General features: G+C 61.9%; 22 protein-coding genes. 14 read left to right on the top strand and 8 right to left on the bottom strand.

The genetic code is table 11. From position 1 onward, the window contains the following. Positions 1-18 precede the first annotated feature (18 nt). From CXQ82_RS20045 to CXQ82_RS20030, 4 genes are all read left to right on the top strand, one after another. Positions 19-1,014 (top strand): hypothetical protein, encoded by a 996-nt coding sequence (locus CXQ82_RS20045; protein WP_101271952.1) that lies wholly within the window; start codon positions 19-21, stop codon positions 1,012-1,014. A 2-nt stretch (positions 1,015-1,016) separates the two neighbouring features. Then, on the top strand, positions 1,017-1,397 hold the full coding sequence (locus tag CXQ82_RS20040) for a hypothetical protein (RefSeq protein WP_101271951.1): 381 nt from the start codon (positions 1,017-1,019) through the stop codon (positions 1,395-1,397). Positions 1,398-1,526: 129 nt separating this feature from the next. Beyond that, positions 1,527-1,889, top strand: coding sequence for a hypothetical protein (locus CXQ82_RS20035; RefSeq protein ID WP_101271950.1), 363 nt, complete (start codon positions 1,527-1,529; stop codon positions 1,887-1,889). Between the two features lie 106 nt (positions 1,890-1,995). Next, positions 1,996-3,456, top strand: a complete 1,461-nt coding sequence (locus CXQ82_RS20030; protein WP_101271949.1) for a hypothetical protein — start codon at positions 1,996-1,998, stop codon at positions 3,454-3,456. A 59-nt stretch (positions 3,457-3,515) separates the two neighbouring features. Here CXQ82_RS20030 and CXQ82_RS20025 read toward each other — a convergent pair whose 3' ends face one another. Further along, entirely contained in the window at positions 3,516-4,613 is a 1,098-nt protein-coding gene (locus CXQ82_RS20025) for an SMP-30/gluconolactonase/LRE family protein (RefSeq protein WP_101271948.1), read from the bottom strand. Beyond that, positions 4,610-5,287: a sterol desaturase family protein gene (locus CXQ82_RS20020; RefSeq protein ID WP_101271947.1), complete on the bottom strand. Its 678-nt coding sequence runs from the start codon at positions 5,285-5,287 to the stop codon at positions 4,610-4,612. Before CXQ82_RS20020 ends, CXQ82_RS20025 begins: the two co-directional genes overlap by 4 nt. 297 nt (positions 5,288-5,584) lie before the next feature. On the opposite strand from CXQ82_RS20020, the gene CXQ82_RS20015 reads away from it, so the two are divergent. The 6 genes from CXQ82_RS20015 (at position 5,585) to CXQ82_RS19990 (ending at position 12,545) form a co-directional block, all read left to right on the top strand. Then, positions 5,585-6,508 (top strand): substrate-binding domain-containing protein, encoded by a 924-nt coding sequence (locus tag CXQ82_RS20015; RefSeq protein ID WP_101271946.1) that lies wholly within the window; start codon positions 5,585-5,587, stop codon positions 6,506-6,508. A gap of 63 nt (positions 6,509-6,571) precedes the next feature. After that, the gene (locus CXQ82_RS20010) at positions 6,572-8,080 is read left to right on the top strand and encodes a sugar ABC transporter ATP-binding protein (RefSeq protein WP_101271945.1); all 1,509 of its coding nucleotides are present in this window, start codon (positions 6,572-6,574) and stop codon (positions 8,078-8,080) included. Then, positions 8,046-9,038 carry an ABC transporter permease gene (locus CXQ82_RS20005; protein WP_101271944.1) on the top strand — a complete coding sequence of 331 codons (993 nt, stop codon included), beginning with the start codon at positions 8,046-8,048 and terminating at the stop codon, positions 9,036-9,038. The genes CXQ82_RS20010 and CXQ82_RS20005 overlap by 35 nt, the downstream gene beginning before the upstream one ends. 27 nt (positions 9,039-9,065) lie before the next feature. Beyond that, positions 9,066-10,145 (top strand): alcohol dehydrogenase catalytic domain-containing protein, encoded by a 1,080-nt coding sequence (locus tag CXQ82_RS20000; protein ID WP_101271943.1) that lies wholly within the window; start codon positions 9,066-9,068, stop codon positions 10,143-10,145. A gap of 2 nt (positions 10,146-10,147) precedes the next feature. After that, positions 10,148-11,680, top strand: coding sequence for an FGGY-family carbohydrate kinase (locus CXQ82_RS19995; protein WP_101273835.1), 1,533 nt, complete (start codon positions 10,148-10,150; stop codon positions 11,678-11,680). Positions 11,681-11,819: 139 nt separating this feature from the next. Continuing rightward, on the top strand, positions 11,820-12,545 hold the full coding sequence (locus CXQ82_RS19990; RefSeq protein ID WP_101271942.1) for an SDR family oxidoreductase: 726 nt from the start codon (positions 11,820-11,822) through the stop codon (positions 12,543-12,545). Here CXQ82_RS19990 and CXQ82_RS19985 read toward each other — a convergent pair. The 6 genes from CXQ82_RS19985 to CXQ82_RS19960 all read right to left on the bottom strand — a co-directional run bounded on the left by CXQ82_RS19985 (position 12,542) and on the right by CXQ82_RS19960 (position 19,905). After that, positions 12,542-13,546: a LacI family DNA-binding transcriptional regulator gene (locus CXQ82_RS19985; RefSeq protein ID WP_101271941.1), complete on the bottom strand. Its 1,005-nt coding sequence runs from the start codon at positions 13,544-13,546 to the stop codon at positions 12,542-12,544. The two genes, CXQ82_RS19990 and CXQ82_RS19985, sit on opposite strands and share 4 nt — an antisense overlap. 50 nt (positions 13,547-13,596) lie before the next feature. Further along, entirely contained in the window at positions 13,597-14,460 is an 864-nt protein-coding gene (locus tag CXQ82_RS19980; protein ID WP_101271940.1) for a LysR family transcriptional regulator, read from the bottom strand. Between the two features lie 27 nt (positions 14,461-14,487). Further along, on the bottom strand, positions 14,488-15,249 hold the full coding sequence (locus CXQ82_RS19975) for an alpha/beta fold hydrolase (RefSeq protein ID WP_101271939.1): 762 nt from the start codon (positions 15,247-15,249) through the stop codon (positions 14,488-14,490). A 103-nt stretch (positions 15,250-15,352) separates the two neighbouring features. Next, positions 15,353-16,753 carry an efflux transporter outer membrane subunit gene (locus CXQ82_RS19970; protein ID WP_101271938.1) on the bottom strand — a complete coding sequence of 467 codons (1,401 nt, stop codon included), beginning with the start codon at positions 16,751-16,753 and terminating at the stop codon, positions 15,353-15,355. 7 nt (positions 16,754-16,760) lie between these two features. Then, entirely contained in the window at positions 16,761-18,746 is a 1,986-nt protein-coding gene (locus CXQ82_RS19965) for a MacB family efflux pump subunit (RefSeq protein WP_177409919.1), read from the bottom strand. After that, entirely contained in the window at positions 18,736-19,905 is a 1,170-nt protein-coding gene (locus CXQ82_RS19960) for an efflux RND transporter periplasmic adaptor subunit (protein ID WP_101271937.1), read from the bottom strand. Before CXQ82_RS19960 ends, CXQ82_RS19965 begins: the two co-directional genes overlap by 11 nt. A gap of 262 nt (positions 19,906-20,167) precedes the next feature. On the opposite strand from CXQ82_RS19960, the gene CXQ82_RS19955 reads away from it, so the two are divergent. From CXQ82_RS19955 to CXQ82_RS19940, 4 genes are all read left to right on the top strand, one after another. After that, positions 20,168-20,650, top strand: coding sequence for a sigma-70 family RNA polymerase sigma factor (locus CXQ82_RS19955; protein ID WP_101271936.1), 483 nt, complete (start codon positions 20,168-20,170; stop codon positions 20,648-20,650). Between the two features lie 119 nt (positions 20,651-20,769). Beyond that, on the top strand, positions 20,770-22,107 hold the full coding sequence (locus CXQ82_RS19950) for a lysine N(6)-hydroxylase/L-ornithine N(5)-oxygenase family protein (protein WP_101271935.1): 1,338 nt from the start codon (positions 20,770-20,772) through the stop codon (positions 22,105-22,107). A gap of 66 nt (positions 22,108-22,173) precedes the next feature. Then, the gene (locus CXQ82_RS19945; protein ID WP_101271934.1) at positions 22,174-23,394 is read left to right on the top strand and encodes a putative DNA modification/repair radical SAM protein; all 1,221 of its coding nucleotides are present in this window, start codon (positions 22,174-22,176) and stop codon (positions 23,392-23,394) included. Beyond that, positions 23,391-24,224, top strand: a complete 834-nt coding sequence (locus CXQ82_RS19940) for a TIGR03915 family putative DNA repair protein (protein WP_101271933.1) — start codon at positions 23,391-23,393, stop codon at positions 24,222-24,224. Before CXQ82_RS19945 ends, CXQ82_RS19940 begins: the two co-directional genes overlap by 4 nt. Positions 24,225-24,287 lie beyond the last annotated feature (63 nt).

The raw sequence follows: 24,287 nt of genomic DNA, 5'->3' as shown, positions 1-24,287 counted from the left end.
GCATCCGGGATGTAAGGCATGGCGCAGGGATATATCAATGACCACACAACGGACTACGAAAGTTTGAAATACCGCCTGATGGGCCGCGCGCTCAGCCAGCAGCGCTCTGCTCATTTTGATGTGCTGAACCGGCACCTGCGTCCAGGCTTGGTGGCGCCGGGGCAGGTGGTGATCGTTCCCGATACCTACAGCGTGAGTTGTTCCGGCGAGGAAGCCTGGTTGATGCGGCATGCCGAAGACGTTCGCCGAAACCTGGAGATGGATACGTCGGTCGGCAACGCGGTGCTCGGCAACTACGACTTGCTGCAGAGTTTCCTGACGTATGGCTCGATTGGTATCGGCAGTGCGACGTCGGCATGGGCGCGACACCTGGATGAGGTGGCGCACACCCTGGAAGACGTAGACCGCTTGCATCAACGCTTCAAGGGCGGCGCATTGGACCGGCAGGCGTTTCTCCAACAGCGCCAGGCGTTGTTCCGGCAGTTGGACCTGCAACTGCAGGGCGCCGCGCGATTTGGTACGGGGTTGCAGGGCAATCAGTCGTTGAAAAAGGTGTTGGGGATTTCGACCAAGAGCTATTTGCACAAGGGGGAGATAGAGGGGTATGCCAAGCGGATGCGCGAGATTGCGCAGATGTCGAAGTGGTTGGGTAAGGGGACTTATGTGGGGTTGGCGTTGGATGTGGGGAATGCGGGGTTGGAAATCAAGGAGTCGTGTGTGACGGGGCGGGAGGCGGAGTGTCGGCGGGCGAAGTATGTCGAGGGTGGTCGGTTGGTAGCTTCGGTGGCAGGGGCTACGGTGGGAGGGAAGGGAGGCGCTGCGCTAACTCGTTATGCATGCAAGGTATTGTTGGGCATCGCATCTAGAAGTAAAGGGGGGCTGGCCTGTGGAGTTATTGGAGGCGCTGCGGGAGGGTATTCATTAGGAGATGCGTTTGGGGATGGCGGGGCGTTTCTGGGTGGAAAGATCCTGGAGGTCGATGGTGATTTGATCTTTCAACCAGAGGGCGCCTGATCATGGATTTTTTTCTCGCCTACACAATGGTGTGGTTTGTTGGGATATTTGTGGTTCTAGGGCTGATGCTTTTTGCCGAATATACAAAGCTCGACGAGGTGGAAAGTTATTTCAGTCAAAACGAAATGGTCCGTAGCAATAAGCGTTTTTGGAAGAGAAACCAGTGGATCGATAAGCAGTATCGCATGCTGTTGATCTTCGAGTTCCTGTCCGACTCGAAGCGCCATGTGAACGCCGGTGATGTCACCGAGGCCGAGCTGGCGGCTGTTCCTTCAGCACTTAAACGTTGGGTGGTGTGGCCCTACTATCTTTTATTCATTTGGATAATCGCGACGGTTGTCTGGACCGTCTGGCGCAGATGGTGCGATATCCCCATTCCCTAATGGAATTATTGGCGGCGCGGCGGGAGGGTATGCAGGAGGAAAAACCGGTGGCAAAGGCGGTGCGTTTTTGGGTGGGGTAATCATTGAGGTCGATGGTGATCTGATCTTCCAGCCAGAGGAGGCTTAACCATGTCATTTTTTTTCGCCTACACCATCGTGATGATTGTCGGCACGTTCGTGGTGTTGGGGCTGTTGCTATTTGCAGGCTGTACAAAACTCGACGAGCTGGAAAGTTACTTCAGTGAAAACCCAGAGGTTCGTAACAGCAGGCAACGCTGGGAGCGAACCCAGCGTGTCAGCCGGTCCAGACGTATGGGGCTGTTGATTGACATCCTCCGCACGCCAAAGCGTTCGGTGAAAGAGGGGTACCTGACGGAGGCTGAATTGGCGTCCATCCCGTCATCACTCAGGCGTTGGGCAGTGTGGCCCTATCGCCTCGCGATGATTTGGGCCATCAGTTGGGGCTATTGGTGCACTTGGCTCGAGTGGTAAGTTTTTTCGAAAAAATACTGTACATCCATCCAGTCATATCCTACATTCCATCCCAGGTGACCGGATGTCACCTGAGCTTCACTTTTTAACTATGGATGGATAAAAAATGAAATCGAAAAAAGCCTTTATGCTGGGCGCGGCCATGGCGGCCACCTGCTTCGTGTCGGCCTTTGCCCTGGCCGAACAATACCCTCAACTGGCTGCGCAAGCGGTCAAGCAAACCCTGAAAGCGGCTGGCGATGTACCGGCTGCCAAGGCTTCTGCGGCGCTGAAACAGCAACTGAAGAAGCCTGTGGTTGCCGCCAAGGCCAAGGCCGCTTTGGGGGTAGAAAACCGCACGGCAGCGGCCCCGGTGACTAAAGTTACGAAAGCCGACGCTCAACAGGCGAGTGCCGTGCAGGCGGCGCTGGTCCAGGGCTGTGAGACCACTCTGGATGTGAACCAGTTGTACACGGTCAACGGTGTGCAAACCGGCGACTTGCTGTGCTACCACTTCAACCTGCCGCAGAAGGCGCGGATCAATGCGCTGTTGGTCGGCCAGACGGCGGGCACCAACATGTCGTTGACCCTGTTCCAGGACGACGGCCAAGGCAACCCGATTCCCCTGGGTACTTCCGACAACCCTGGCACCGGTGATGAAAGCCTCGGTGGTGTGCTGCCGGCCGGTGATTACTACTGGTTCATGGAAGCCAATGCGGCGGTGGCGGGGTCGAGCTTCCAGTTCGGCGTGGCGGTGGATGCCAATCTCGATGCATTCGAGCCCAATGACACGCCGGACACGGCTTTCCAGCTGCCGGACACGCTCAACTACCTCAGCGGCAACGCCGACAGCGTCAACGATGTCGACTACTTCGATTTCAAGGCCGTACGTGGCCAGAGCGTGGGCTTTGCGTTGACTGCCGATGCCCGCAACAAGTGGATCCTGGAACGCCTGAACGGTAATCAGTGGGTCGTGGTGGACCCCAACCTCAAGTCGGACTCGGTGTCCAACCCGGGCGTTGGCGGCGTGGTCAAGTTGCGTGTGCGGCCGAACCCGAATGCCGCCTGGAGTGCGACGGGTAAATACAACCTGTCGTTTGGTTCCAACCCACGCATCAATACCTCGGATGTGAAAGGCGAGCCGAGCGTGATCCGCATCCCGTATTCGGCTTCCGATGTGGGCTACGGCTACATGACCACCCAGGCCTATCGGAACCTGACCTGGAACATGAGCCTGTCGGACAGCACCGGCATGCCACTGGTGGGGCTGCACCCGATTGTGTTCCTCGACCAACGTATCGACCCGGACAATGGCGACATCGTCTACCAGGCGTATTCGGCAGCCACCGACAGTGCCGGCGAGGCCGCTGGGACGATCAACGTGGGCACCTGCTCCGGTGATTTCCAGACCACCTTTGTCGATTACGCCCAGGGCTACAACAACACCTGGCGGACCTACTTCAACTACGGCGTATGGCGTATGGAAGTGCTGGAGTATCCAGGGATCGGCGTTGGTGGGGACAATGTTCCGTATGTGAGCTTTGGCCACTTGTGCACACAGACCTTGCTGAGCAGCAGCAAGGCCTAAGGCACTGACGCGTTAGACCCCAGGGCATACAGGCCTCGCGCCTGTATGCCCTTTTGGCGTTATGGCTCCAATGCCAGCGCCAACGGCAGGCGCGCCATGCTCGTACTCTTCAACGAGCCCAGGTACAGCCAGTTGCCATACTCGCGGGCGGTGGTGATCGGTGAGTAATTGCCGGCGCTGCCATCCTGCAGATTGGCGATGACCTTGCCCTCGGTATCCAGCCCCAGCACAAACGCTTTGCGCTCGATGGGCTTGGGCAGCACGAGCAGGGCGCGCACCATCACTTTGCGTAGCAGCGGGTAGCCGGCAAAGCTGTCCAGCAGTGGGTTGCGGGGTGAATACAAGGCCACCCAGAAGCGGTCCTGGCCGTTGAAACTGAGGTTGTCCGGCAGGCCGGGCAGGTTGTCGATAAACAGGTCGTGCTTGCCTGCGCGCTCGCCCTTGAGCCAATAGCGGCTGATGCGATAAGCGCCGGTTTCATTGACCAGCACGTAGTTTTCGTTCGGGCCGAGGGCCACGCCATTGGCGAATTGCAGCTGTTCCAACAGCACTTCGGTGGTGCCATTGCTGAAGTCATAGCGCAGCAGCCGGCCATCGCCGCCATGTTCGATCACCGCTTCGCCATCCTGGCCATACCCCCAGCGGCTCGACGCATCGCTGAAGTACGCATAACGCCCGGCGGCGTCCACGACCACATCATCGGTAAAGCCAAACGGCACGCTAGCGGCGGCGGTGCTCAGGGTGGTGATTTGGCGGCGGGTATCCAGCGCGAGCAGGCCTTTGATCCCGTCGGCAATGATCAGGCGCCCATCCGGGTGCAGAGCCATGCCCAGCGGGCGCCCACCGGTATTGGCCAGCACTTCCAGGCTGCGGCTGTCGGGCGAGGTGCGGATGATGCGTCCGTCATGCAGGCCGCTGATCAGGAACCCCTGGGCATCCAGCAGCAACGCCTCGGGCCCGGGGATGTCCTGGGCGCCGATTTTCTGCACGCCCTTGAGGCGTTGGTTTTCGGTGTAGGGCCCGTGCTTCATCGACGGCGCCTTGGGCGGCGTCCAGTTCACCGGTTGCACCTTGGTGGGCATCAACAACAGAAACGCGATCACGCCAAGCAGCAACACAAACATCAGGTGACGCAGTTTTTTTGGACGGGTACTCATGACGATTCCTGGTTGTCGTGGGGGCCCGGCTCCCAGTGCAGGGTGCCGAACAGGTAATCCATCAGCGGGAGGACGATATTGAAATTGCGCCCCTGCATCAGCTCGCGGCGATGATGCAGGGCATGCAGGTGGTGCATCTGGCGAATCCACGGCAGGCGCGCCACCGGGTGCGTGGCGGGCAGGTGTTCGCAGGCGTGGAAGACTTCGTAAAGCAGGTAGCCGAGGATCATGCAGCCGGCGAACAGGCCGGCTACGTTGGGGTTCAGGTGCTGGAGCAGCCACCAGGCGGGCAGGGTGATTACCAGGCTGTGGATCACGATGAGCCAGGCTGGGAAGAGGATCACGCGCCAGTCCTTGGGGCTGTCGAACGTCATGTGGCCGGGGGTAAAAAAGCTGTGGTGATCGCCGGTGTGGCGCGCATAAAACAACCGCGCCACGCGGTGTTTGTGATGGCCGAGATGGCGGTGCACGAGGTAAATGCACAGGTTGAAGAACACCAGGGTCACGGGCACGGTCAGCCATTGCAGGGCAGTGATCTGCGCCGTGGTGGACCAGGCCAGTGCGATGCATACGATGCCATAACCGAGCACGAAACCGGCGTGCAGCCAGGGGTTGTAACGGCGGCTGACGGCGGCGCGGTAGCGGTCGCGAAAGGTCTCGGTGGGGTGGGCCATGGCGGGTTGCTCGGTATTTTTTTGTTGGAGGGTGAGCTTAGTTGGTGGTGGGGAATGTGCGAGTTTTTACGCTGCGCATGAAACCCCTGTGGGAGCTGGCTTGCCTGCGATGCAGACACCGCGTTGTGTCAGGCACAGCGAGTGGATGCCATCGCAGGCAAGCCAGCTCCCACAGGGACCGCGTAACTTGAAGTGACCAGTGGGGGCTTGCACACCCCTCATTTCCTTGCTAGCTTCTCGCAAAATGTTAACGATAACATTTGCTCTAAAAATAAAAACAAAACAGAGACCCACGCCATGAAAATGCTCCCGAAAACCCTGTGTTTATTGGCTGTAAGCATCACCCTCGGCTCAACAACCGCTGTCTTTGCCGACGCCGCCAAACCGATCCGCATCGGCGCCTCGTTCCAGGAAATCAACAACCCCTATTTCGTCACCATGAAAAACGCCCTCGAAGAAGCCGGCGCGACCATCGGTGCGAAACTGATCATCACCGATGCCCGTCACGACGTGTCCAAGCAGGTCAGTGACGTCGAAGACATGCTGCAAAAAGGTATCGATATCCTGCTGATCAACCCGACGGATTCGGTCGGCGTGCAATCGGCCGTCAAATCCGCCCACGCTGCCGGCGTTGTGGTGGTCGCCGTGGACGCGCAGGCCGAGGGCCCGCTGGATTCCTTCGTCGGTTCGAAGAACTTCGACGCCGGTTTCCAGGCCTGTGAATACCTGGCCAAGAACATCGGCGACAAAGGCAATATCGCCATCCTCGACGGCATTGCCGTGGTGCCGATCCTGGAGCGTGTGCGCGGCTGCAAAGAGGCCGTGGCCAAGCATCCGGAGATCAAGATTGTCAGCATCCAGAACGGCAAGCAGGAACGTGACCAGGCGCTGACCGTCACCGAAAACATGCTGCAGGCACAGCCCACCCTCAAGGGCATTTTCAGCGTGAATGACAACGGCTCCCTCGGCGCCTTGTCGGCCATCGAAGCCAGTGGCCTGGACGTGAAACTGGTGAGCGTCGACGGCGCGCCGGAAGCGATCAAGGCGATCCAGAAACCCGGCAGCAAGTTCATCGCCACTTCCGCCCAATACCCCCGCGACCAGATCCGCCTTGCCCTGGGTATTGCCCTGGCCAAGAAGTGGGGCTCGCAAGTGCCCGCCACGATCCCGGTCGACATCACCTTGATCGACCAGGCCAAGGCCAAGGATTTCAGCTGGTAAATCGCCCAGGCCCCGCGTTACGCGCGGGGCTCAAGGATTCCTACTGAATACGAGGTCGGCGGTATGAGCAGTCTTTTGCAGCTGGAAAATATCTGTAAGCGTTACCCCGGGGTACAGGCCCTCAAGTCCATCAACCTGCAAGTGGAGCGCGGCGAGATCCATGCCTTGCTCGGGGAAAATGGCGCGGGCAAGTCCACCCTGATGAAGATCCTCGGCGGCGTCGAGCATCAGGACGAAGGGCAGATTCTGATCGATGGCCGGGCGCAGCACTTCGCAACTTACCGTGATGCGATTGCCGCCGGTATCGGCATTGTGTTCCAGGAGTTCAGCCTGATTCCCTACCTCACGGCGGTGGAAAATATCTTCCTCGGCCATGAGCTGAGCAACCGCTTCGGTCTATTGCGCAAGCGCGAGATGGTCGACGCCAGCGAGGCGTTGTTCAAGCGCCTGGGCGTGAGCATCGACCTGCAGTGCGCGGTCAAGCACCTGAGTGTGGCCGAGCAGCAATTTGTTGAAATCGCCAAGGCCCTGGCCCTGGATGCGCGCTTGCTGGTACTCGATGAGCCCACCGCAACCCTCACGCCGAGCGAAGCCGAGCTGCTGTTCGAGATCATGCGCGAACTCAAGCGCCAAGGCGTGGCGGTGATTTTTATCTCCCATCACCTGGAGGAAATTTTCCAGGTATGCGACCGCATCAGCGTGCTGCGCGACGGCGGCAATGTGGGGGTTACCGACGTGGCCGACAGCGATATCGATCGCCTGGTAGAAATGATGGTCGGCCGGCGCCTGGAATGCAGTTTTCCGCCCAAACCCAGCGCCGAAAAAGGCCAGTTGCTGCTGGAGGTAAAGGACATCCAGCTGGTGCGTAATGGCCCCCACAACAGCTTTAAATTGCACCAGGGCGAAATTCTCGGCTTTGCCGGGCTGGTCGGTTCCGGCCGCACCGAACTGGCCTTGGGCATGATGGGCGCGCTGCCGTCGGTGAGCAAAGACGTGTGGCTGCGCGGCGAGAAAATCACCCTCGACGACCCGGCCCAGGCGCTCGCCCATGGCATCGGCCTGCTGCCGGAAAGCCGCAAGAGCGAAGGGCTGATCACCGATTTCAGCATTCGCGAAAATATCTCCCTGAACAACCTGCCCAAGTACCAGAACGCCAGCGGCCTGATCGACAAGGCCAAGGAGTGCGCCAGCGTCGAAGACCTGATGCGTCAGCTGTCGATCAAGGCCCCGAGCGGCGAGAGTCGGGTGTTCAACTTAAGCGGCGGCAACCAACAAAAGGTGGTGATCGCCCGCTGGATCAACCACCACTGCGACGTGCTGGTGTTCGACGAGCCCACCCGTGGCATCGACGTGGGTGCCAAGGCGCAGATCTACGCCCTGATGCGCAGCCTTACCGAACAGGGCTACGCGATCATCATGATTTCTTCCGAACTGCCCGAAGTCATTGGCATGTGCGACCGCGTCGCGGTGTTCCACAAGGGCGCGATCGTCAAGGTTCTGGAAGCGTCCGCCGTCAATCCTCAAGAGGTCATGCGCCATGCAACAGGGGGCTCAAGTGAATACGTCCATTAACCGTGTCGACGCCAGCCGGCTGCGCCTGAACCTGGCGCGGCTGGTGCGCTCGCCGGCGTTTTACCCCTTTGTGGGGCTGGTGGTGGTGACCCTGGTGATGATCCTCGCCAGCGACACCTTCCTCACCGCCAGCAACCTGTCGAACATCGCCCGCCAGGTGTCGATCAACGCGATTATCGCGGTGGGCATGACCTGCGTGATCCTTACCGGTGGCATCGATTTGTCGGTGGGGCCGGTGATGGCGCTATCCGGCACCTTGACCGCCGGCTTGATGGTTGCCGGCGTGCCGCCCGGCCTGGCGATTGGTGCCGGGATGCTGGTGGGCGTGGCCTTCGGTATCGGCAATGGCTTGTTCGTCGCCTACCTGCACATGCCGCCGATCATCGTGACCCTGGCGACCATGGGCATCGCCCGTGGCTTTGGCCTGATGTACACCGACGGCTACCCGATTTCCGGGCTGCCGGACTGGTTCGCCTTCTTCGGCCGCGAGAGCGTGTTCGGCATCCAGGTGCCGATCCTGATCATGCTGCTTACCTACCTGGCGGCCTATGTGCTGCTGCAACACACGCGCATCGGCCGCTACATCTACGCCATCGGTGGCAATGAAGAAGCGGTGCGGCTGTCCGGGGTGCGCGCGGCGCGGTTCAAGTTGCTGGTGTATGGCATCAGCGGCTTGACCGCTGCGATTGCCGGGCTGGTGCTGACCTCACGGCTGATGAGCGGCCAGCCGAATGCCGGCGTGTCGTTCGAGCTGGATGCCATTGCCGCCGTGGTGCTGGGCGGTGCCTCGATTGCCGGTGGGCGCGGGGTGATCGTCGGCACCTTGCTCGGCGCCATGCTGCTCGGCGTACTCAACAACGGCCTGAACATGCTCGGCGTTTCGCCCTACGTCCAGAGCGTGATCAAGGGCGGGATCATTTTGCTGGCGATTTTTATCAGCCGTCAGCGCCATCGATAATTTCCTCTCAAGACAGGACCCAACACCATGGACAAGCACACCGAAATGCAAGCCGTCGTCTGCCACGGCCCGAAAGACTACCGCCTGGAACGCATCGGCAAACCCCAGGCGCGCCCGAATGAATTGGTGATCCGCATCGCCGCCTGTGGCATCTGCGCCAGTGACTGCAAGTGCCACTCCGGCGCGGCGATGTTCTGGGGCGGCGACAACCCCTGGGTCAAGGCGCCAGTCGTACCGGGCCATGAGTTTTTCGGCTACGTGGAGCAAGTCGGCGAGGGTGCCGAGGAGCACTTTGAGGTCGCGGTAGGCGACAAGGTGATCGCCGAACAGATCGTGCCGTGCGCCAAGTGCCGTTTCTGCAAGTCCGGCAAGTATTGGATGTGCGAAGTGCACAACATCTTCGGCTTCCAGCGTGAAGTGGCCGAAGGCGGTATGGCCCAGTACATGCGCATCCCCAAGACTGCCATCGTGCACAAGATTCCCGAGTCGGTGTCCCTGGAAGACTCGGCGCTGGTGGAGCCGATGGCCTGTTCGATCCACACCGTCAACCGTGGCGACATCCAGCTCGATGACGTGGTGGTGATCGCCGGTGCGGGCACGCTGGGGCTGTGCATGGTCCAGGTCGCGGCGCTGAAAACCCCGAAAAAACTGGTGGTGATCGACATGGTTGACGAGCGCCTGGAGCTGGCGAAAAAGTTTGGCGCCGACGTGGTGATCAACCCGTCCCGCGATAACGCTCGCGAGATCATCAACAGCCTCACTGACAGTTACGGCTGCGACGTGTACATCGAGACCACCGGTGTGCCGGCAGGTGTGACCCAAGGCTTGGACCTGATCCGCAAATTGGGGCGCTTCGTGGAATTCAGCGTGTTCGGCGCCGAGACCAGCGTGGACTGGTCGATCATCGGCGACCGCAAGGAACTCGATGTACGCGGCGCGCACCTCGGCCCGTATTGCTACCCGATTGCCATCGACCTGTTCGAGCGTGGGCTGGTCACCTCCAAGGGTATCGTCACCCATGACTTCCCACTGGATAACTTTGCCGAAGCGTTTGAGTTGGCCAACTCGACCAAATCGATCAAGGTGCTATTGAAGCCGGTGCTGTGATCATGGAATACGTGATGGGTGTCGATATCGGAACCCAGAGCACCAAGGCGCTGCTGGCGGATGGTCAAGGCCGGATCATCGCCCAGCACAGCCAGGGGTATCGCGTGGATACCCCCAAAGTGCGCTGGGCCGAGCAATGGCCACAGGTGTGGCTGGAGGCCGTGGAGGCGTGCGTGGCGCACTGCATGGCAAAGGCCGGGGTCGATAAAAACCAGGTCAAGGCGCTGTGCATCAGCAGCCTCTACGGCGGTTCGGGGATTGCCGTGGATGCGCAGATCACGCCGCTGCACCCATGCCTGATCTGGATGGACCGCCGTGCCGGCGAGCAGGTCGCGTGGGTGCGCGAGCATGTCGACCTGGAGCGGCTGTTCGCGGTCACCGGTAACTCGGTGGACAGCTACTACGGCTTCACCAAGATGCTCTGGCTTAAGCAGCATCAGCCGCAGGTATGGGCCGACGCGCGCTACCTGCTGCCGCCCAACAGCTACATCAACTGGTGCCTCACCGGTGAGTTGGCGGTCGACCATAGCAGCGCCGGCAATATCGGCGGCGTGTATGACGTGGCGGCACGCAGTTGGTCGGGGGAGATGCTCGAGGCCTTGGGCATACCGCAGGCGATGATGCCTGAGCGGCTGGTGCATTCCGGCGAAGTGGTCGGTGGGCTGCTTGAAAGCTGGGCCACGCGCCTGGGCTTGCAGGCGGGTATGCCGATCCTGGCGGGCGGGGTGGACGCGGCCATGGCGACCCTGGCGGCGGGCGTTACGCGGCCGGGCAACCATGTGGCGATGATTGGCACCAGCATGTGCTGGGGCTACCTGAACCAGCACGTGGATGCACACCATGGCCTGGTGAGTTTCCCCCACGTCTATAACGGCCATCAGGACCTGTATATCTTCGGCGGCGCGATCACCGCCGGGGCGTCGGTCAGCTGGTTTCGCGAGCAGTTCTGCCAGGCCGAAGAACAACAGGCCAAGGCCAGCGGCCAGGACAGCCTGGTGTTGCTGGAACAGAGCGCGATGCAGATCCCGGCGGGCAGCGAGGGCTTGCTGTTCCTGCCGTACCTGATGGGCGAACGCAGCCCGGTGTGGGACGACCGCGCCAGCGGCAGTTTCGTCGGGCTCAACCTCTACCACAGCCGCATCCACCTGTACCGCGCGGTGCTCGAAGGGGTGAGTTTTGCCTTGCGCCATAACATCGAGGCGGGTACGCGTGGCGCACATTCCCTCGACCCGCGGCTGATCGTGGTGGGCGGCGCGAGCCATTCGGATCTGTGGATGCAGATCATCGCGGATGTGACCCGGTACCCGGTGTACACCATCGTCCAGGAGGTCGAAGCGGCCTTGGGCGCGGCGCTGCTGGCAGCGCATACGGTGGGGTTGGTGAGTGACGGGGAGATGGACAAGGGTTGGGTGCAGCTGGCCTTGCGGGCTGAGCCGAATGCGGAAAATGTCGAGGCGTATGAGCGGGCGTTTGCCGAGTACCTGAAGCTGTACCCGGCGCTGAAACCGATCATGCATAACTTGCAAACCCACTGATTCAGCACCGTCCAAAAAAGTGGGAGCGGGCTTGCTCGCGAATGCGCAGTGTCAGTCACTGGATGCATGGCTGAACCACCGCATTCGCGAGCAAGCCCGCTCCCACAAGGGATCTTCATTGTTTTTGAGAGTGTCAGCCATGAACCCAGCCTTCACCTTCACCCACCAGCGCATTCTCGTCACCGGCGCCAGCAGCGGCATTGGCCGGGAAATCGCGCTGCAATTGATCGCCAGCGGCGCCGAAGTCTTCGCCTTGGGCCGCGACGCGCAGGCCCTGGCCCAACTCGGCTGCCACAGTCTGTGCGTGGACGTCGCCGACAGCGCCGCCCTCGATACCGCCCTGCAAGCACTGCCGCCGTTGCACGGCCTGGTCAACTGCGCCGGCATCTCTCGCCTGGAACCGGCGGCGGCGATCAGCGCCGAGGCGTTCGACCAGGTGATGCGCGTCAACGCCCGCGCTGCCGCGCAAGTCGCCAGCCGGGTGGCGGCCAAAATGATCGAAGCGAAGATCGCCGGCAGCATCGTCAACGTCTCCAGCCAGGCCTCGCTGGTCGCTTTGGACGATCACCTCAGCTACTGCGCCTCCAAGGCCGCGCTGGATGCGATCACCCGCGTGCAATGTGCCGAGTGGGGCCGCTTCGGGATTCGCGTCAACAGCGTCAACCCCACGGTCACGCTGACGCCGATGGCGACCATGGCCTGGTCCGACCCGGCCAAGCGCGACCCGGCGTTGGCGGCGATTCCGCTGGGGCGCTTCGCTGAAACCGTGGAAGTCGCACTGCCGGTGCTGTTTCTACTGAGCAGCGCCGCCAGCATGATCAGCGGCGTGAGCCTGCCTATCGACGGCGGCTACACCAGCCGCTAGCCGTTTTCCAGCTGACCGGCGATCACCACTTTGTCCCGTGGCTTGTACGGGTCTGCCAGGCGATCAAGCAGCAGGCGCACCGCGCTGCTGCCGGCCAGTGACGCATCGTGGGCCACGCAGGCGATGGGCACGCCGAAGATATCGGCAAAAGGCAGGCGGTCGATGCCGCAGATGGTCAGGCTGTCATGGGCAATGTTGTGCATGCGCAAGGCGCGCAGGGCACCCAGGGTGATCAACTGGTTGAAGCCCATGATCGCGTCCGGCGCCGAGTGTTCGGCCAGGTAGTCGAGGGTGTGCAGGTAGGACGGCATCAGCGTGTAGTCGCCGGCCTGGACTTCGAGGTGCACTTGAGGGTGTTCGGCGAACACCTCGCGCAAGCCCTTGAGGCGTTCCACCGTGATGCGTGAATGCTCGGGGCCGGTCAGCACCAGCAGGCGCTTGAGGTCGGGCGTCTGGCGTAGCAGGTAGTGCGCGGCCTGGATGCCACTGTGGTAGTTGTCGAGCACGACACGGCTGAACGGGCTGTCGTGGATTGTGCGGTCGAGCAGCACCACCGGGGTCTTGCCGTTGCCCAGGCGCTCCAGGTAGTCGGGCTGGTAGCTCGGCTCATCGGAGACCGGCGACAGGATGATCCCCGCCACGCGGTAACCCAGCAGGGTGTCCACCGCCTTGCTTTCCAGCTCCTCCAGCTCATCGGTGTCCACCAGCATGATGGTGTAGCCGTGCTGTTTGGCCTCGCGGGAAATCGCCTTGATCATCTCGCTGTAGAACGGGTTGTCGACTGACGCAGTGATCACGCCGATGATCAGGCTTTCACTGCGCTTGAGCCCGCGCGCGAACGCGTTGGGCACGTAATCCAGCTCCCGCGCCACTTCAAGGATGCGTTCCAGCGTGGCAGGCTTCACCAGGTCAGGTTTGCTCAGCGCACGGGACACGGTGATGGTGGTCATGCCGACGCGTTTGGCGATGTCGCTGATGGTGACGGATTTTTTCTTGTTCATCGGCAGGGGAAACCAGAAGAAAACAGTAGCAGGCTAACATGTGCCCGGCCTCAAATCACCGGATCCCAGCGCTGCGACCAATCCTTTTCCGCTTCGACGACCGTGCGCAGCAACCCCAGGGCCTGCTGCAAGACCGCCGAGTCCCGCGCCCGCGAATACACCAGGTACGTCGGGAAACTGAACTCCGGCGCCTTGGGCACGCGTTGCATCACGCCGCTGTCGAGGTAGCTTTGCACCACCCGCGTGCGGAAATACCCCGCCCCGCCATGCTCCAGGATGTACTGCAATGCCAGCGGCCCCAGGTTGAAACTCAACGCCGCACGAGCCCGGTCGGGCAGGGCGGCGTCATGCTGCTGGCGAAAGCCCTGGCCCCAGTCGATATACACGTAGGGTTCCGGCTTGCTCACCAACTGCACCAGGATCAGCTTTTCTTCGAGCACCTGCTCCACCTGCAACCCCGGCCAGTATTGCGGCTGGAACACCAGCGCGGCGTCGAGCACGCCCAGTTCCAGTTGGCGCAACAGGTACTCGCCCTCGCGGATTTCGGTGCGCAAGGCATGCCCGGGAATGTGTTCACGCAGGGCCTGGGCCCAGCCGAGCATCAGTGGGTTGCACAGGCTGACTTCGCCACCGATATGCAGCACATTGCGGTAGCCATCGGGCAGCGGCAGGTCGCGGCGCGCGGCTTCCCAGGTTTGCAGCAATTGGTTGGCGTACACCACGAAGGCCTCGCCGTCGGCGGTCAGGCGCGCACCGGCGCGGTTGCGGATGAACAGCGTGCTGCCGAGTTGGGTTTCGAGGTTTTTTACGCGGGCGGTGATGGCGGTTTGGGTGACGTGCAGTTTCTCGGCGGCGGCGGCGAGGCTGCCGCAACGGGTGATTTCGAGGAAGGTGCGTGCCAGTTCGATGTCCATGAAGCCCCCGGGGATGAATGCGGCATTCTAATCCCAACTGCCTGAATCAAGACAGCGCGTAGACGGCGGTGGCTGTTTACCGTAAACCAGAAAATCCCCGACCCATTGGTTGACGCACCCGGCACCGACAGTTGCAGGCCGAGTCGAGTCTTTGAGGCGTAATTGTTCAATGCCGAGACTGGCTGGCGCACCGCGCCCGGCGTTGACCAACACCATGCGTGCGACGTTCTCTGAGAACAGCGTGGCATAGCGGCTGCCCAACCGCGCGGCGGTGTCGTTGCCGAGGTAATAGAGCCGTGCCTCGCCCAGCTGCGCACGCACGAATTCCATATCGCGCGCCGCCTGCTCGATACCGTTTTCCTGGCTCAGGTCGCGAGGGCTCAGCTCGATGACGTCATACCGGTTGGTGAGTGTGCGGTAGGCCGGGGTGGCGTAGGACTTCCAACGGCTGACTAGGTGGATGACGAACGTTGCAGCCTGGCCTTTTTGAGGCTCGCCGCCCTGAATGAACACCACGCCTTCGCGGCTGAGCGGTTCACGCGCACCGACACGGGTCATGGCCAGGCGCACGCTGCCGCGCTTAGGCGCGGCATAGTCGCGGGGCACGCTCACACTGGCGCACTGGGTGCGTTCCAGCACCTCGGGGTCCGGTCGTGCGAAGCCGGAGAAGGGGCAGTCCAGCAACCAGTCAATCGCGGTGGGTGCAATCAGTGGGTTGGCAGGGGCGGGACTTGCTGTCAGCCACAGGCAGACAAACGTCAGGCTTTTTACCAGAACGCTGGGTTTCATCACGAGGTACCGGGCAGCCGTTTAGGGACGGCTTTTTACCAAGGACCTCGGGTCAAAGAATGTAGGATTTTAAGGCACGATTCGTGGGAAATCCGATTTTTTGTTAGGGCGTATCGGCACTCCAGCCCCCACCCAGTGCCTTGTACAGGGCAATGCTGGCCTGGAGTCGAGACAAGCGCAGCTGCACGTTCATATCCTGGGCCGTATACAGCGTGCGCTGGGTTTCCAGCACGCTGAGCAGATCTTCTGCCCCCGCCTGGTAGCGGCTTTCGGCGATTTCGAAGGCGTCCTGGGCGTGCTGCAGTTCTTCGGCCTGCCATTGGCGCTGCTGGTCCAGGCGCGTGATGCTGCTCAGCGCCTTTTCGACGTCGGCGAAGCCGTTGATGATCGCGCCGCGATAGGTTTCCAGCAGCTCGTCCTGGCGGGCGCGGGCCTTGTCGCGCTCGGCGCTTAGACGGCCATTGTTGAAGATCGGCCCGACCAGCCCGGCGGTCAGCGTGTAGTAAGGGCTGCGCAGGATTTCCACGGCCTTGTAGGCGTCGGAGCCCAAGGTGGCGCCCAAGGTGACGGCTGGCAGCATGGCGGCCCGCGCCACGCTGACGTCAGCCTGCGCCGCCGCCAGTTGCGCTTCGGCCTTGGCGATGTCGGGGCGGCGGCTGAGCAACTGGCTGGGCAGGCCGGCACCGATGCCCGGCCAGGTCAACGCCTGGAACGGCTCGGTGCCCAGGTCCAGCGCTTGCACCGGCTGGCCGAGGAGGGCGGCGAGGGTGATCGTGGACTCTTCGGCCAGTTGCTGGATCAACGGCAATTGACGCTGCTGGCTGGCCACCAGGCTTTTCTGTTGGGCCAGTTCCAGGGCGGTGGCCGACCCGGCGTCATAGCGCGTTTGCACCAGCCCGAGTACGTTGCGCGCGTTGGCCAGGTTCAGTTCGGCAATCTGCTGGCGCTGGCGCGCGGCAAGGGTTTGCGCGTAACGGTCGGCCACATTGCCGAGCAAGGTCAGTTCCACGGTCGCCTGGTCAAACTCGCTGGCGCGTAAACTGTGCAGGGCGCTATCACGCGCGGCGGCGCGGCCGCCCCAGAAGTCCACTTCATAACTGGCGGTAAGGTTGGCGCCGAAGCTGTCGGCCACGTCGTCGCTTTGTGTCGCATCCAGGTCCGGCCCGCCTTTGCCGCGCAGCAGTTTCTGGCGGCTGGCGTTGAGATTGAAATTGACCTCCGGCAACAACGGTGCGCCGGCGATCACCGCACTCGCCTGGGCCTGGCGCACCCGGGCTATGGCTGCGGCTACGTCGAAACTATCCCGCCGGGCCTGGTCGACCAGACGGTTGAGCTGCGGGCTGCCAAACTGCGTCCACCAGCGTTGGTTGGTGGCTTGGGCGGCGTCACGCTCGGCAAACTGCCAGGCGGTGGGCGGCGCGATACCACTGTCGACGCTGGCCGGGGGTGCGGCACAGGCACTGAGTAACAGGCACACGCTGAGCAGGGTCAGGTGCGTGGGCATGGATCGTTTATTCACTGGTCAACGCCTTAACCGGATCGAGCCGGGCAGCTTTACGGGCCGGCATAAAGCCGAATACGACACCGGTGACCAGCGCACAAGCAAATGCGCCCAGCACCGCCACCAGGGAAAACTGCACCGCCACCTTAGCCAACACGAGCACGCCGCCCACCAGCAGGGCCAGGGCGATACCGCACAGGCCGCCGACCACCGAGAGCATCACCGCTTCGGTGAGGAACTGACGCAGGATGTCGCGCTGCCGGGCGCCGGTGGCCATGCGGATGCCGATTTCGCGGGTGCGCTCGCGCACGGTCATCAGCATGATGTTCATCACACCGATGCCACCCACCAGCAGGGAAATCGCGGCAATCGAGCCGAGCATCAGCGACAGGGTGTTCTGGGTGTGGGCTTCGGCCTGGATCATCGCGGCGTTGTTGGTCAGTTCGTAGTCGCGCTTGCCGTTGTGCAGCCTTTGCATCAACTGGTCGATCGCCACTTCGGCTTCGTGGACCCTGCGCGCATCCGCTGCAGCAATCACCACGTACTCCGGGTCGTAGCTGCCGAACAGGCGTACGCTGGCGGCGGTGTAGGGGATGGCGATGCGGTCGTCGCTGTCCTTGTCGCCGGAGGCCGCGCCTTTTTCAGCGAGCACACCGATGACCTGGAACGGCACGTTCTCAATCAGGATGTATTGGCCGATCGGGTTGACCTGGCCCTTGAACAGTTTCTCGCGGATACGGTGGCCGATCACCGCCACGGTGGCGCCGCTGCGCTCGTCGGCGGCGGTGAAATAGCTGCCTTCCACCACCGGCCAATTGAAGATGTCCGGGAAGTTGGTGTCGTTACCGCCCACATACGCCAGGTAGTCGAGGTTGCCATAGCGCACGCCGGCCTTGCTGCCGTTGACCGGCATGATGCGCTTGACCTGAGGCAACGTCGCCAGTGCCGCGACATCGTTGAGGGTGACGATGCCCAAGGGGGTGCGCGGGTTGGGCGAGGCGCCGCTGAGGTAGAGGATATTGGAGCCAAAGGCGCCCATCTGCGCCATGACCTGGCGCTTGCTGCCTTCACCCACCGCCAGCATCACCACCACCGACGCCACGCCGATGATGATCCCCAGCAGGGTCAGCGCCGTGCGAAAACGGTTGATCCACATTACCCGCCAGGCCGCTTGCACCGCGTCTACCAGTTCGGCTTTCCACGCGCCGTTGTGTTCGGCGCCGTCGACCAGGCGCTGGCGCAGGTCCACGGCTTGCAGCGCCTGGCTATTGGCAGGGGCGGCAACGTAGGTTGCATGTTCGGCCGAGTCGCTGATGATCAAGCCATCGCGGATTTCGATGATGCGGTTGGCCCGTGCCGCCACTTCGCGGTCGTGGGTAATCAGGATGACCACGTGGCCCTGGCTGGCCAATTCGTCGAGCAGGGTCATGACCTCGGCACCGCTGTGGCTGTCGAGGGCGCCGGTGGGTTCATCGGCGAGGATGATATGGCCGCCGTTCATCAGCGCGCGGGCAATCGATACGCGCTGTTGCTGGCCGCCGGACAACTGGTGCGGACGGTTGGCGGTACGCTCGGCCAGGCCCAGGCGGGTGAGCAGGGCGCTGGCGCGGGCATGCCGTTCGGTGGCGCTGATACCGGCATAGATCGCCGGCATCTCGACGTTTTCCTGGGCCGAGCCCGACGGGATCAGGTGGTAGCCCTGGAACACGAAACCGAACGCTTCGCGGCGTAGCCAGGCCAGTTCGTCGCTGCCCAGGTGCGCAACGTTTTCCCCGGCGAACAGGTAGTCGCCGGTGCTCGGGCGATCGAGGCAGCCGAGGATATTCATCAGCGTGGATTTACCGGAGCCGGAGGCGCCGACAATGGCTACGAATTCCCCGGCATGGATCGACAGGTCGATGCCACGCAATACGTCGACCTGCGGGCTGTCGCCGCCGCCGTAGGATTTGCGGATGTGCTTGAGTTCGATCAGGGGCGTGCTCAACTCAGCCCCCATTGCCGTCGGCCGGGCCGATCAACAGGTGATCGCCTTCGTGCAGGCCGTCGAGCACTTGCACGCGCAGGCGGTCGCTGATGCCCAGGCGTACTTCGCGGGTTTCGATACGGCCGTTTTGCGCCACCACACGGGCGATCTGCCGGTCGGCATTCGCCGTCCCCTGCAACGCGGCGACCGGCACCGTAAGCGTGTCCCTGGCCTGGTCTGCGACAAAAAACACCTGGGTGGTCATTTCCGCCATCAAGGCGTTGTCGCTGTTGTCCACATCCAGCAGCACGGTGTACAGCACCACCCGGCCAGTGCCGCTTTTGCTGGAGCTGGTCGGGCTGCCGCTGCCCTGGGTCTCATTGAGCGGCTTGGGCGGGATCGGCAGGATCTGCCGGACGGTACTGGTCCAGCGCCGGTTGCCGCCGCTGAGGGTGGTGAAGTAGGCGGTCATGCCGGGTTTGACATGGCCGATATCGGCTTCGGAAACCTCCGCCCACACGGTCATCGGCGACAGTTTGGCGATACGCAGGATCAATGGCGTCTGCTGCTGGGCATTGAGGGTCTGGCCGACCCGCGCATCCACCGCCACCACGGTGCCGGTCATCGGCGCATAGATGCGCGTATAGCCCAACTCCGCCTCGTCACTGCGCAGGCTGGCTTGGGCCTGGAGGATCTGTGCACGGAACATCTCGACCCGGGCCTGGGTGGCGCTCAACTCGGCCTTGGCGGTTTGCACGTCTTCTTCGCGGGTCGCATTGCCGGCGGCCAGGCGCTGCTGGCGCTGGTATTTCTGGCGCGCCAGTTCGTGCTGGGCTTGCTGCTCCTGCAATTGAGCCTTGAGGTTTTCGATCGAATAGCGGCTGGCGTCAAGCTTGGCCTTTTGCGTAGAGGGGTCGATCTCGACCAGCAGTTGGCCTTCCTGGATCTGGTCGCCGGCCTCAACGTGGATCTTGCGGATCTGCCCGGACGCCTGGGCGCCCACATCGACATAACGGCGCGGTTGCAGGGTGCCCAGCGCGGTGACGCTGTTTTCGATATTGCCGCGGGTGACGGTGACGGTGGTCAGGCTGTCACGCCCGGGCGGCAGTACCTGCCAGGCAGCGACGGCGATGATGGGGACAAGGCACGCGACAACAAGCAGGGCGCGTCGGGCAGGTCGAGGGCGTTTCATGCTTAGGTTCCAGCCAGGAAAGTTCGGGCCGCAGGTGCGGGGAGCTGACTGTTAAACGAGAGAATAGTCCGGGGATTTAGGCTGTTACACACTGTGTAACAGGTGCAATACGTAAAAAAAAAACCACCGTTGACGCAAGACTTCTTTAAAAGTAGATGAGAATTACTATAAATTGCACTTACCCAAACTGCCACTATGCAATGGGCTGTCATTTTCAGACATTTAAGGAACGGATACCGCCCCTCTCCGGCGGTCGGGAGTCATGTTGGAAAACTACTATCGCGAGCTGGTGTGTTTCCTGAACGCCAAGCTGGGCAACCGCCAGGTCGCCGAAGATGTGGTGCATGACGCTTATGTCCGAGTGCTTGAGCGTTCCAGCGATATTCCCATCGAACAACCCCGCGCATTCCTGTATCGCACGGCATTGAACCTGGTGATCGACGGACACCGGCGCAACGCGCTGCGCCTGGTCGAACCGCTGGAGGTGCTGGACAGCGAAGAGCGCTTTGCTGCCTGTTCACCCCACACTACCCACGATCACGGCCAGCGCCTGGAAATGCTCGAGCGCGCCCTGGCCGAGTTGCCAGCGGTGTGTCGCGACAGCTTCCTGCTGCGCAAACTCGACGGTTTGACTCATCTGCAAATCGCCGAGCGCCTGAGTATTTCCCGCGCCCTGGTGGAAAAACACATCGTCAATGCCATGAAGCATTGCCGGGTACGGATGCGCGAGTGGGACGCGCACTGATCAGCGATTGGCTAAATTTTATTTCATTGTCCTCGTTTCCTATCAACACACGACCTGTTGTGCAGGTCTTGAAGGTATTCCCGCCCCACCGCCAAGGGGCTTATCCAGAGGACACTGGAATGACACAGGCAATTGCTTCGCCCGCGGTTCACGACCTTATCGGTATCGGTTTCGGCCCATCGAACCTGGCGCTGGCCATCGCCCTGCAGGAACGAGAGAAAACCCACGGCAAGCTGGACGCGCTGTTTCTCGACAAGCAGGCCGACTACCGTTGGCACGGCAATACCCTGGTGACCCAGAGCGAGCTGCAGATTTCGTTTCTCAAGGACCTGGTCACACTGCGCAACCCCACCAGCCCTTACTCGTTCGTCAACTACCTCAAGGCCCACGACCGCCTGGTGGACTTCATCAACCTGGGCACCTTCTACCCGTGCCGCATGGAGTACAACGATTACCTGCGCTGGGTCGCGGCGCAGTTCCAGGGCCAGGGTCGTTATGGCGAGGAAGTGCTGGCGATCGAGCCGATCCTGCATCAGCAGCACGTTGAGGCGTTGCGCGTGATTTCCCGCGATGCCGAGGGGGAGCAACATGTGCGCACCACCCGCTCGGTGGTGGTCAGCGCCGGCGGCACGCCGCGCGTACCCGAGGCGTTCAAGGCGCTCAAGGACGATAGCCGTGTGTTCCACCACTCCCAATACCTGGCGCGCATGGCACAGCAGCCGTGTGTCGAAGGCAAGGCGATGCGCATTGCGATCATCGGCGGTGGCCAGAGCGCGGCCGAAGCCTTTATCGACCTGAACGACAGCTACCCATCGGTGCAGGTCGACATGATTTTGCGCGGTTCGGCGCTCAAGCCCGCCGATGACAGCCCATTCGTCAACGAAGTGTTCTCGCCGGCCTTTACCGACCTGGTGTTCCAACAGGTCGGTGCCGAGCGTCAGCGCCTGGTCGCCGAATACCAGAACACCAACTATTCGGTAGTGGACCTCGACCTGATCGAGCGCATCTACGGCATTTTCTATCGCCAGAAGGTTTCCGGCATCGCCCGCCATGCGTTCCGCACCATGACCGTGGTGGAAAAGGCCGTGGCAGGCCCGCTGGGTATCGAACTGACCCTGCGCAACAATGCCACCGGCGAAATCAGCGTCAATCATTACGACGCGGTGGTACTGGCCACCGGCTACGAGCGCCAGATGCACCGTGAACTGTTGGCGCCGTTGGAAACCTATATGGGTGACTTCGAGGTGGCGCGTGACTACCGCATCGTGACCGATGAACGTTGCAAGGCGGGTATCTATATCCAGGGTTTCAGCCAGGCCAGCCACGGTTTGAGCGATACCTTGCTGTCCATCCTGCCGATTCGCGCCGATGAAATTGCCGCGTCGCTGTACGAAAACGACCGCCGCCACGGCAAGGGCCGTTCGGTGCAGGACCTGCTGTTGGCCACCGCCAGCTGACAGGCTGCACTTGTGACGCGGGGGGCTGCCTGATACTGTACAAAAAACCAGTATCGGTAGCCCCCCATGCAGTTGATTGAAAAACTCAGCATTCTCGCCGACGCCGCCAAGTACGACGCCTCCTGCGCCAGCAGCGGCGCGCCCAAGCGCAGCTCGGAGGGCAAGGCGGGGCTTGGCTCCAGCGATGGCATGGGTATTTGCCACAGCTATACCCCCGACGGGCGCTGTGTGTCGCTGCTCAAGGTGTTGCTGACCAACTTCTGCCTCTACGACTGCCAATACTGCGTCAATCGCCGCTCCAGTGACGTGCCCCGCGCACGCTTCAGCCCGGAAGAGGTGGTCAGCCTGACCCTGGATTTCTACCGGCGCAATTGCGTCAGCGGGCTGTTCCTCAGCTCCGGCATCATCCGTTCACCCGACTACACCATGGAGCAGCTGGTGCGAGTCGCCAAACTGCTGCGTGAAGAACATGACTTTCGCGGTTACATCCACCTCAAGACCATCCCCGAAGCCGACCCGGCGCTGATTGCCGAGGCGGGGCGCTATGCTGACCGCCTGAGCGTGAATATCGAACTGCCCACCGATGCCAGCCTGCAAACCCTGGCGCCGGAGAAGCAGATAGGCTCGATCAAGCAAGCGATGCACACCATCTATACCGGCGAACAGACCGTACTGAATGAACCGCGTGGCCCGCGTTTCGCGCCGGCCGGGCAGAGCACGCAAATGATCGTCGGCGCCGACGACACCGACGACAGCACCATCCTCCACGGTGCCCAGGCGTTGTATGGCAATTTCAAATTGCGCCGGGTGTATTACTCGGCGTTCAGCCCCATCCCCAATAGCCCGAAAAGCGTGCCCCTGGCCGCGCCGCCATTGATGCGCGAGCACCGCTTGTACCAGGCGGACTTCCTGCTGCGCAGTTATGGCTTCAGCGCCGGCGAACTGTTTGACGGCCCCGGTCACCTGGCCCTGGACATCGACCCCAAGCTGGCCTGGGCCCTGGAACACCGCGACGTCTTCCCCCTCGATTTGAACCGTGCCGAGCCGAACCTGATCGCGCGTATCCCGGGCATTGGCCTGCGCACCACCGAGCGCCTGGTGGACCTGCGCCGCGAACGCAAGATCCGTTTCGAAGACCTGGCCCGCATGCGTTGCGTGCTGGCCAAGGCCAAGCCGTTTTTCATTACCAGCGACTACCACCCGCAGCAGGCCGAAAGCACCAGTGTGCTGCTGCGCGAACAACTGCGTGACCGCCCGCAGCCGCAGCAGATGGGGCTGTGGGGATGATCAGCCTGGAATGCGACAACCTGTTCAACACCTGGCGCGAACAGGCGCGCTGGCTGCTCAGCCATCAGGTTGACCCCAGCCAGGTGAGCTGGGGCGAAGCTGAGGTGGCCGATCTGTTTGCCACCGACGAGCCGATACCTGCCGGGCTTGGCCCGTTCCAGACGCGAGTTCCCAAGGCATTGCTGGCGTTGCTGGAAGCGGCCGCCGGTTACCACGGCGACCAGCGCTGGAGCCTGTTGTATGAAGTGTTATGGCGCGTGAGCCATGGCGACCGCACTGCGATGCTGGCGGGCGACAAGCTAGGCAGCGAGTTGCAGCGGCGGATCAAGCAGGTGCGCCGCGAAGCCCATCACTTGCATGCGTTTGTGCGGTTCATTGCGTTGCCGGCCGAGGCGGGGCCGGAGCTGCCGGAGTACGTGGCCTGGCATGAGCCGGCCCACGATATTTTGCACTCCGCCAGCCAACACTTTATCGGGCGCATGGGCCGCCATCGCTGGATGATCGCCACGCCGCTGGATGGGGTTTATTACGATGGCGAACAGTTGATTCACCAGCGCGAATGCCCCGAGGCCTGGCAGCAATTGGCGCAAAATGTCGAAGACCCCCACAGCGCCATGTGGCTGACCTACTACAGCCACATCTTCAACCCGGCGCGGCTGAACCCCAAGGTGATGGAAGGGCATTTGCCGAGTCGGTTCTGGAAGAATTTGCCGGAGGGCAAGTTGATTCCGGGCTTGATCAGCGAAGCGCGGACGGGGAAGCAGAAGGATGGGCAGGCGAGGCTGATTGGGGCCAAGGCCGGTAAAAGAATCTCAAGCGGGCACGGTTAAAAATGTGGGAGCGGGCTTGCTCGCGAATGCGGTGTGTCAGTGAAACATTAAGTGACTGACACA

This window comes from Pseudomonas sp. S09G 359 (genome assembly GCF_002843605.1).
In the GTDB taxonomy this organism is placed as follows: domain Bacteria; phylum Pseudomonadota; class Gammaproteobacteria; order Pseudomonadales; family Pseudomonadaceae; genus Aquipseudomonas.
The sequence above is the reverse complement of the archived record's forward strand: the minus strand, read 5'-3'. Positions and strand labels throughout refer to the sequence as shown.

Excerpts from the sequence above, each read along its gene's own strand:
- CXQ82_RS19970 (WP_101271938.1), bottom strand. The coding sequence starts at position 16,753 with ATGCCCACGCACCTGACCCTGCTCAGCGTGTGCCTGTTACTCAGTGCC.
- CXQ82_RS19945 (WP_101271934.1), top strand. The coding sequence starts at position 22,174 with ATGCAGTTGATTGAAAAACTCAGCATTCTCGCCGACGCCGCCAAGTAC.
- CXQ82_RS19960 (WP_101271937.1), bottom strand. The coding sequence starts at position 19,905 with ATGAAACGCCCTCGACCTGCCCGACGCGCCCTGCTTGTTGTCGCGTGC.
- CXQ82_RS20020 (WP_101271947.1), bottom strand. The coding sequence starts at position 5,287 with ATGGCCCACCCCACCGAGACCTTTCGCGACCGCTACCGCGCCGCCGTC.
- CXQ82_RS20025 (WP_101271948.1), bottom strand. The coding sequence starts at position 4,613 with ATGAGTACCCGTCCAAAAAAACTGCGTCACCTGATGTTTGTGTTGCTG.
- CXQ82_RS19975 (WP_101271939.1), bottom strand. The coding sequence starts at position 15,249 with ATGAAACCCAGCGTTCTGGTAAAAAGCCTGACGTTTGTCTGCCTGTGG.
- CXQ82_RS20010 (WP_101271945.1), top strand. The coding sequence starts at position 6,572 with ATGAGCAGTCTTTTGCAGCTGGAAAATATCTGTAAGCGTTACCCCGGG.
- CXQ82_RS20000 (WP_101271943.1), top strand. The coding sequence starts at position 9,066 with ATGGACAAGCACACCGAAATGCAAGCCGTCGTCTGCCACGGCCCGAAA.
- CXQ82_RS19980 (WP_101271940.1), bottom strand. The coding sequence starts at position 14,460 with ATGGACATCGAACTGGCACGCACCTTCCTCGAAATCACCCGTTGCGGC.
- CXQ82_RS19940 (WP_101271933.1), top strand. The coding sequence starts at position 23,391 with ATGATCAGCCTGGAATGCGACAACCTGTTCAACACCTGGCGCGAACAG.
- CXQ82_RS20040 (WP_101271951.1), top strand. The coding sequence starts at position 1,017 with ATGGATTTTTTTCTCGCCTACACAATGGTGTGGTTTGTTGGGATATTT.
- CXQ82_RS19950 (WP_101271935.1), top strand. The coding sequence starts at position 20,770 with ATGACACAGGCAATTGCTTCGCCCGCGGTTCACGACCTTATCGGTATC.
- CXQ82_RS20030 (WP_101271949.1), top strand. The coding sequence starts at position 1,996 with ATGAAATCGAAAAAAGCCTTTATGCTGGGCGCGGCCATGGCGGCCACC.
- CXQ82_RS19990 (WP_101271942.1), top strand. The coding sequence starts at position 11,820 with ATGAACCCAGCCTTCACCTTCACCCACCAGCGCATTCTCGTCACCGGC.
- CXQ82_RS20015 (WP_101271946.1), top strand. The coding sequence starts at position 5,585 with ATGAAAATGCTCCCGAAAACCCTGTGTTTATTGGCTGTAAGCATCACC.
- CXQ82_RS20035 (WP_101271950.1), top strand. The coding sequence starts at position 1,527 with ATGTCATTTTTTTTCGCCTACACCATCGTGATGATTGTCGGCACGTTC.
- CXQ82_RS19965 (WP_177409919.1), bottom strand. The coding sequence starts at position 18,746 with ATGGGGGCTGAGTTGAGCACGCCCCTGATCGAACTCAAGCACATCCGC.
- CXQ82_RS20045 (WP_101271952.1), top strand. The coding sequence starts at position 19 with ATGGCGCAGGGATATATCAATGACCACACAACGGACTACGAAAGTTTG.
- CXQ82_RS19995 (WP_101273835.1), top strand. The coding sequence starts at position 10,148 with ATGGAATACGTGATGGGTGTCGATATCGGAACCCAGAGCACCAAGGCG.
- CXQ82_RS20005 (WP_101271944.1), top strand. The coding sequence starts at position 8,046 with ATGCAACAGGGGGCTCAAGTGAATACGTCCATTAACCGTGTCGACGCC.
- CXQ82_RS19955 (WP_101271936.1), top strand. The coding sequence starts at position 20,168 with ATGTTGGAAAACTACTATCGCGAGCTGGTGTGTTTCCTGAACGCCAAG.
- CXQ82_RS19985 (WP_101271941.1), bottom strand. The coding sequence starts at position 13,546 with ATGAACAAGAAAAAATCCGTCACCATCAGCGACATCGCCAAACGCGTC.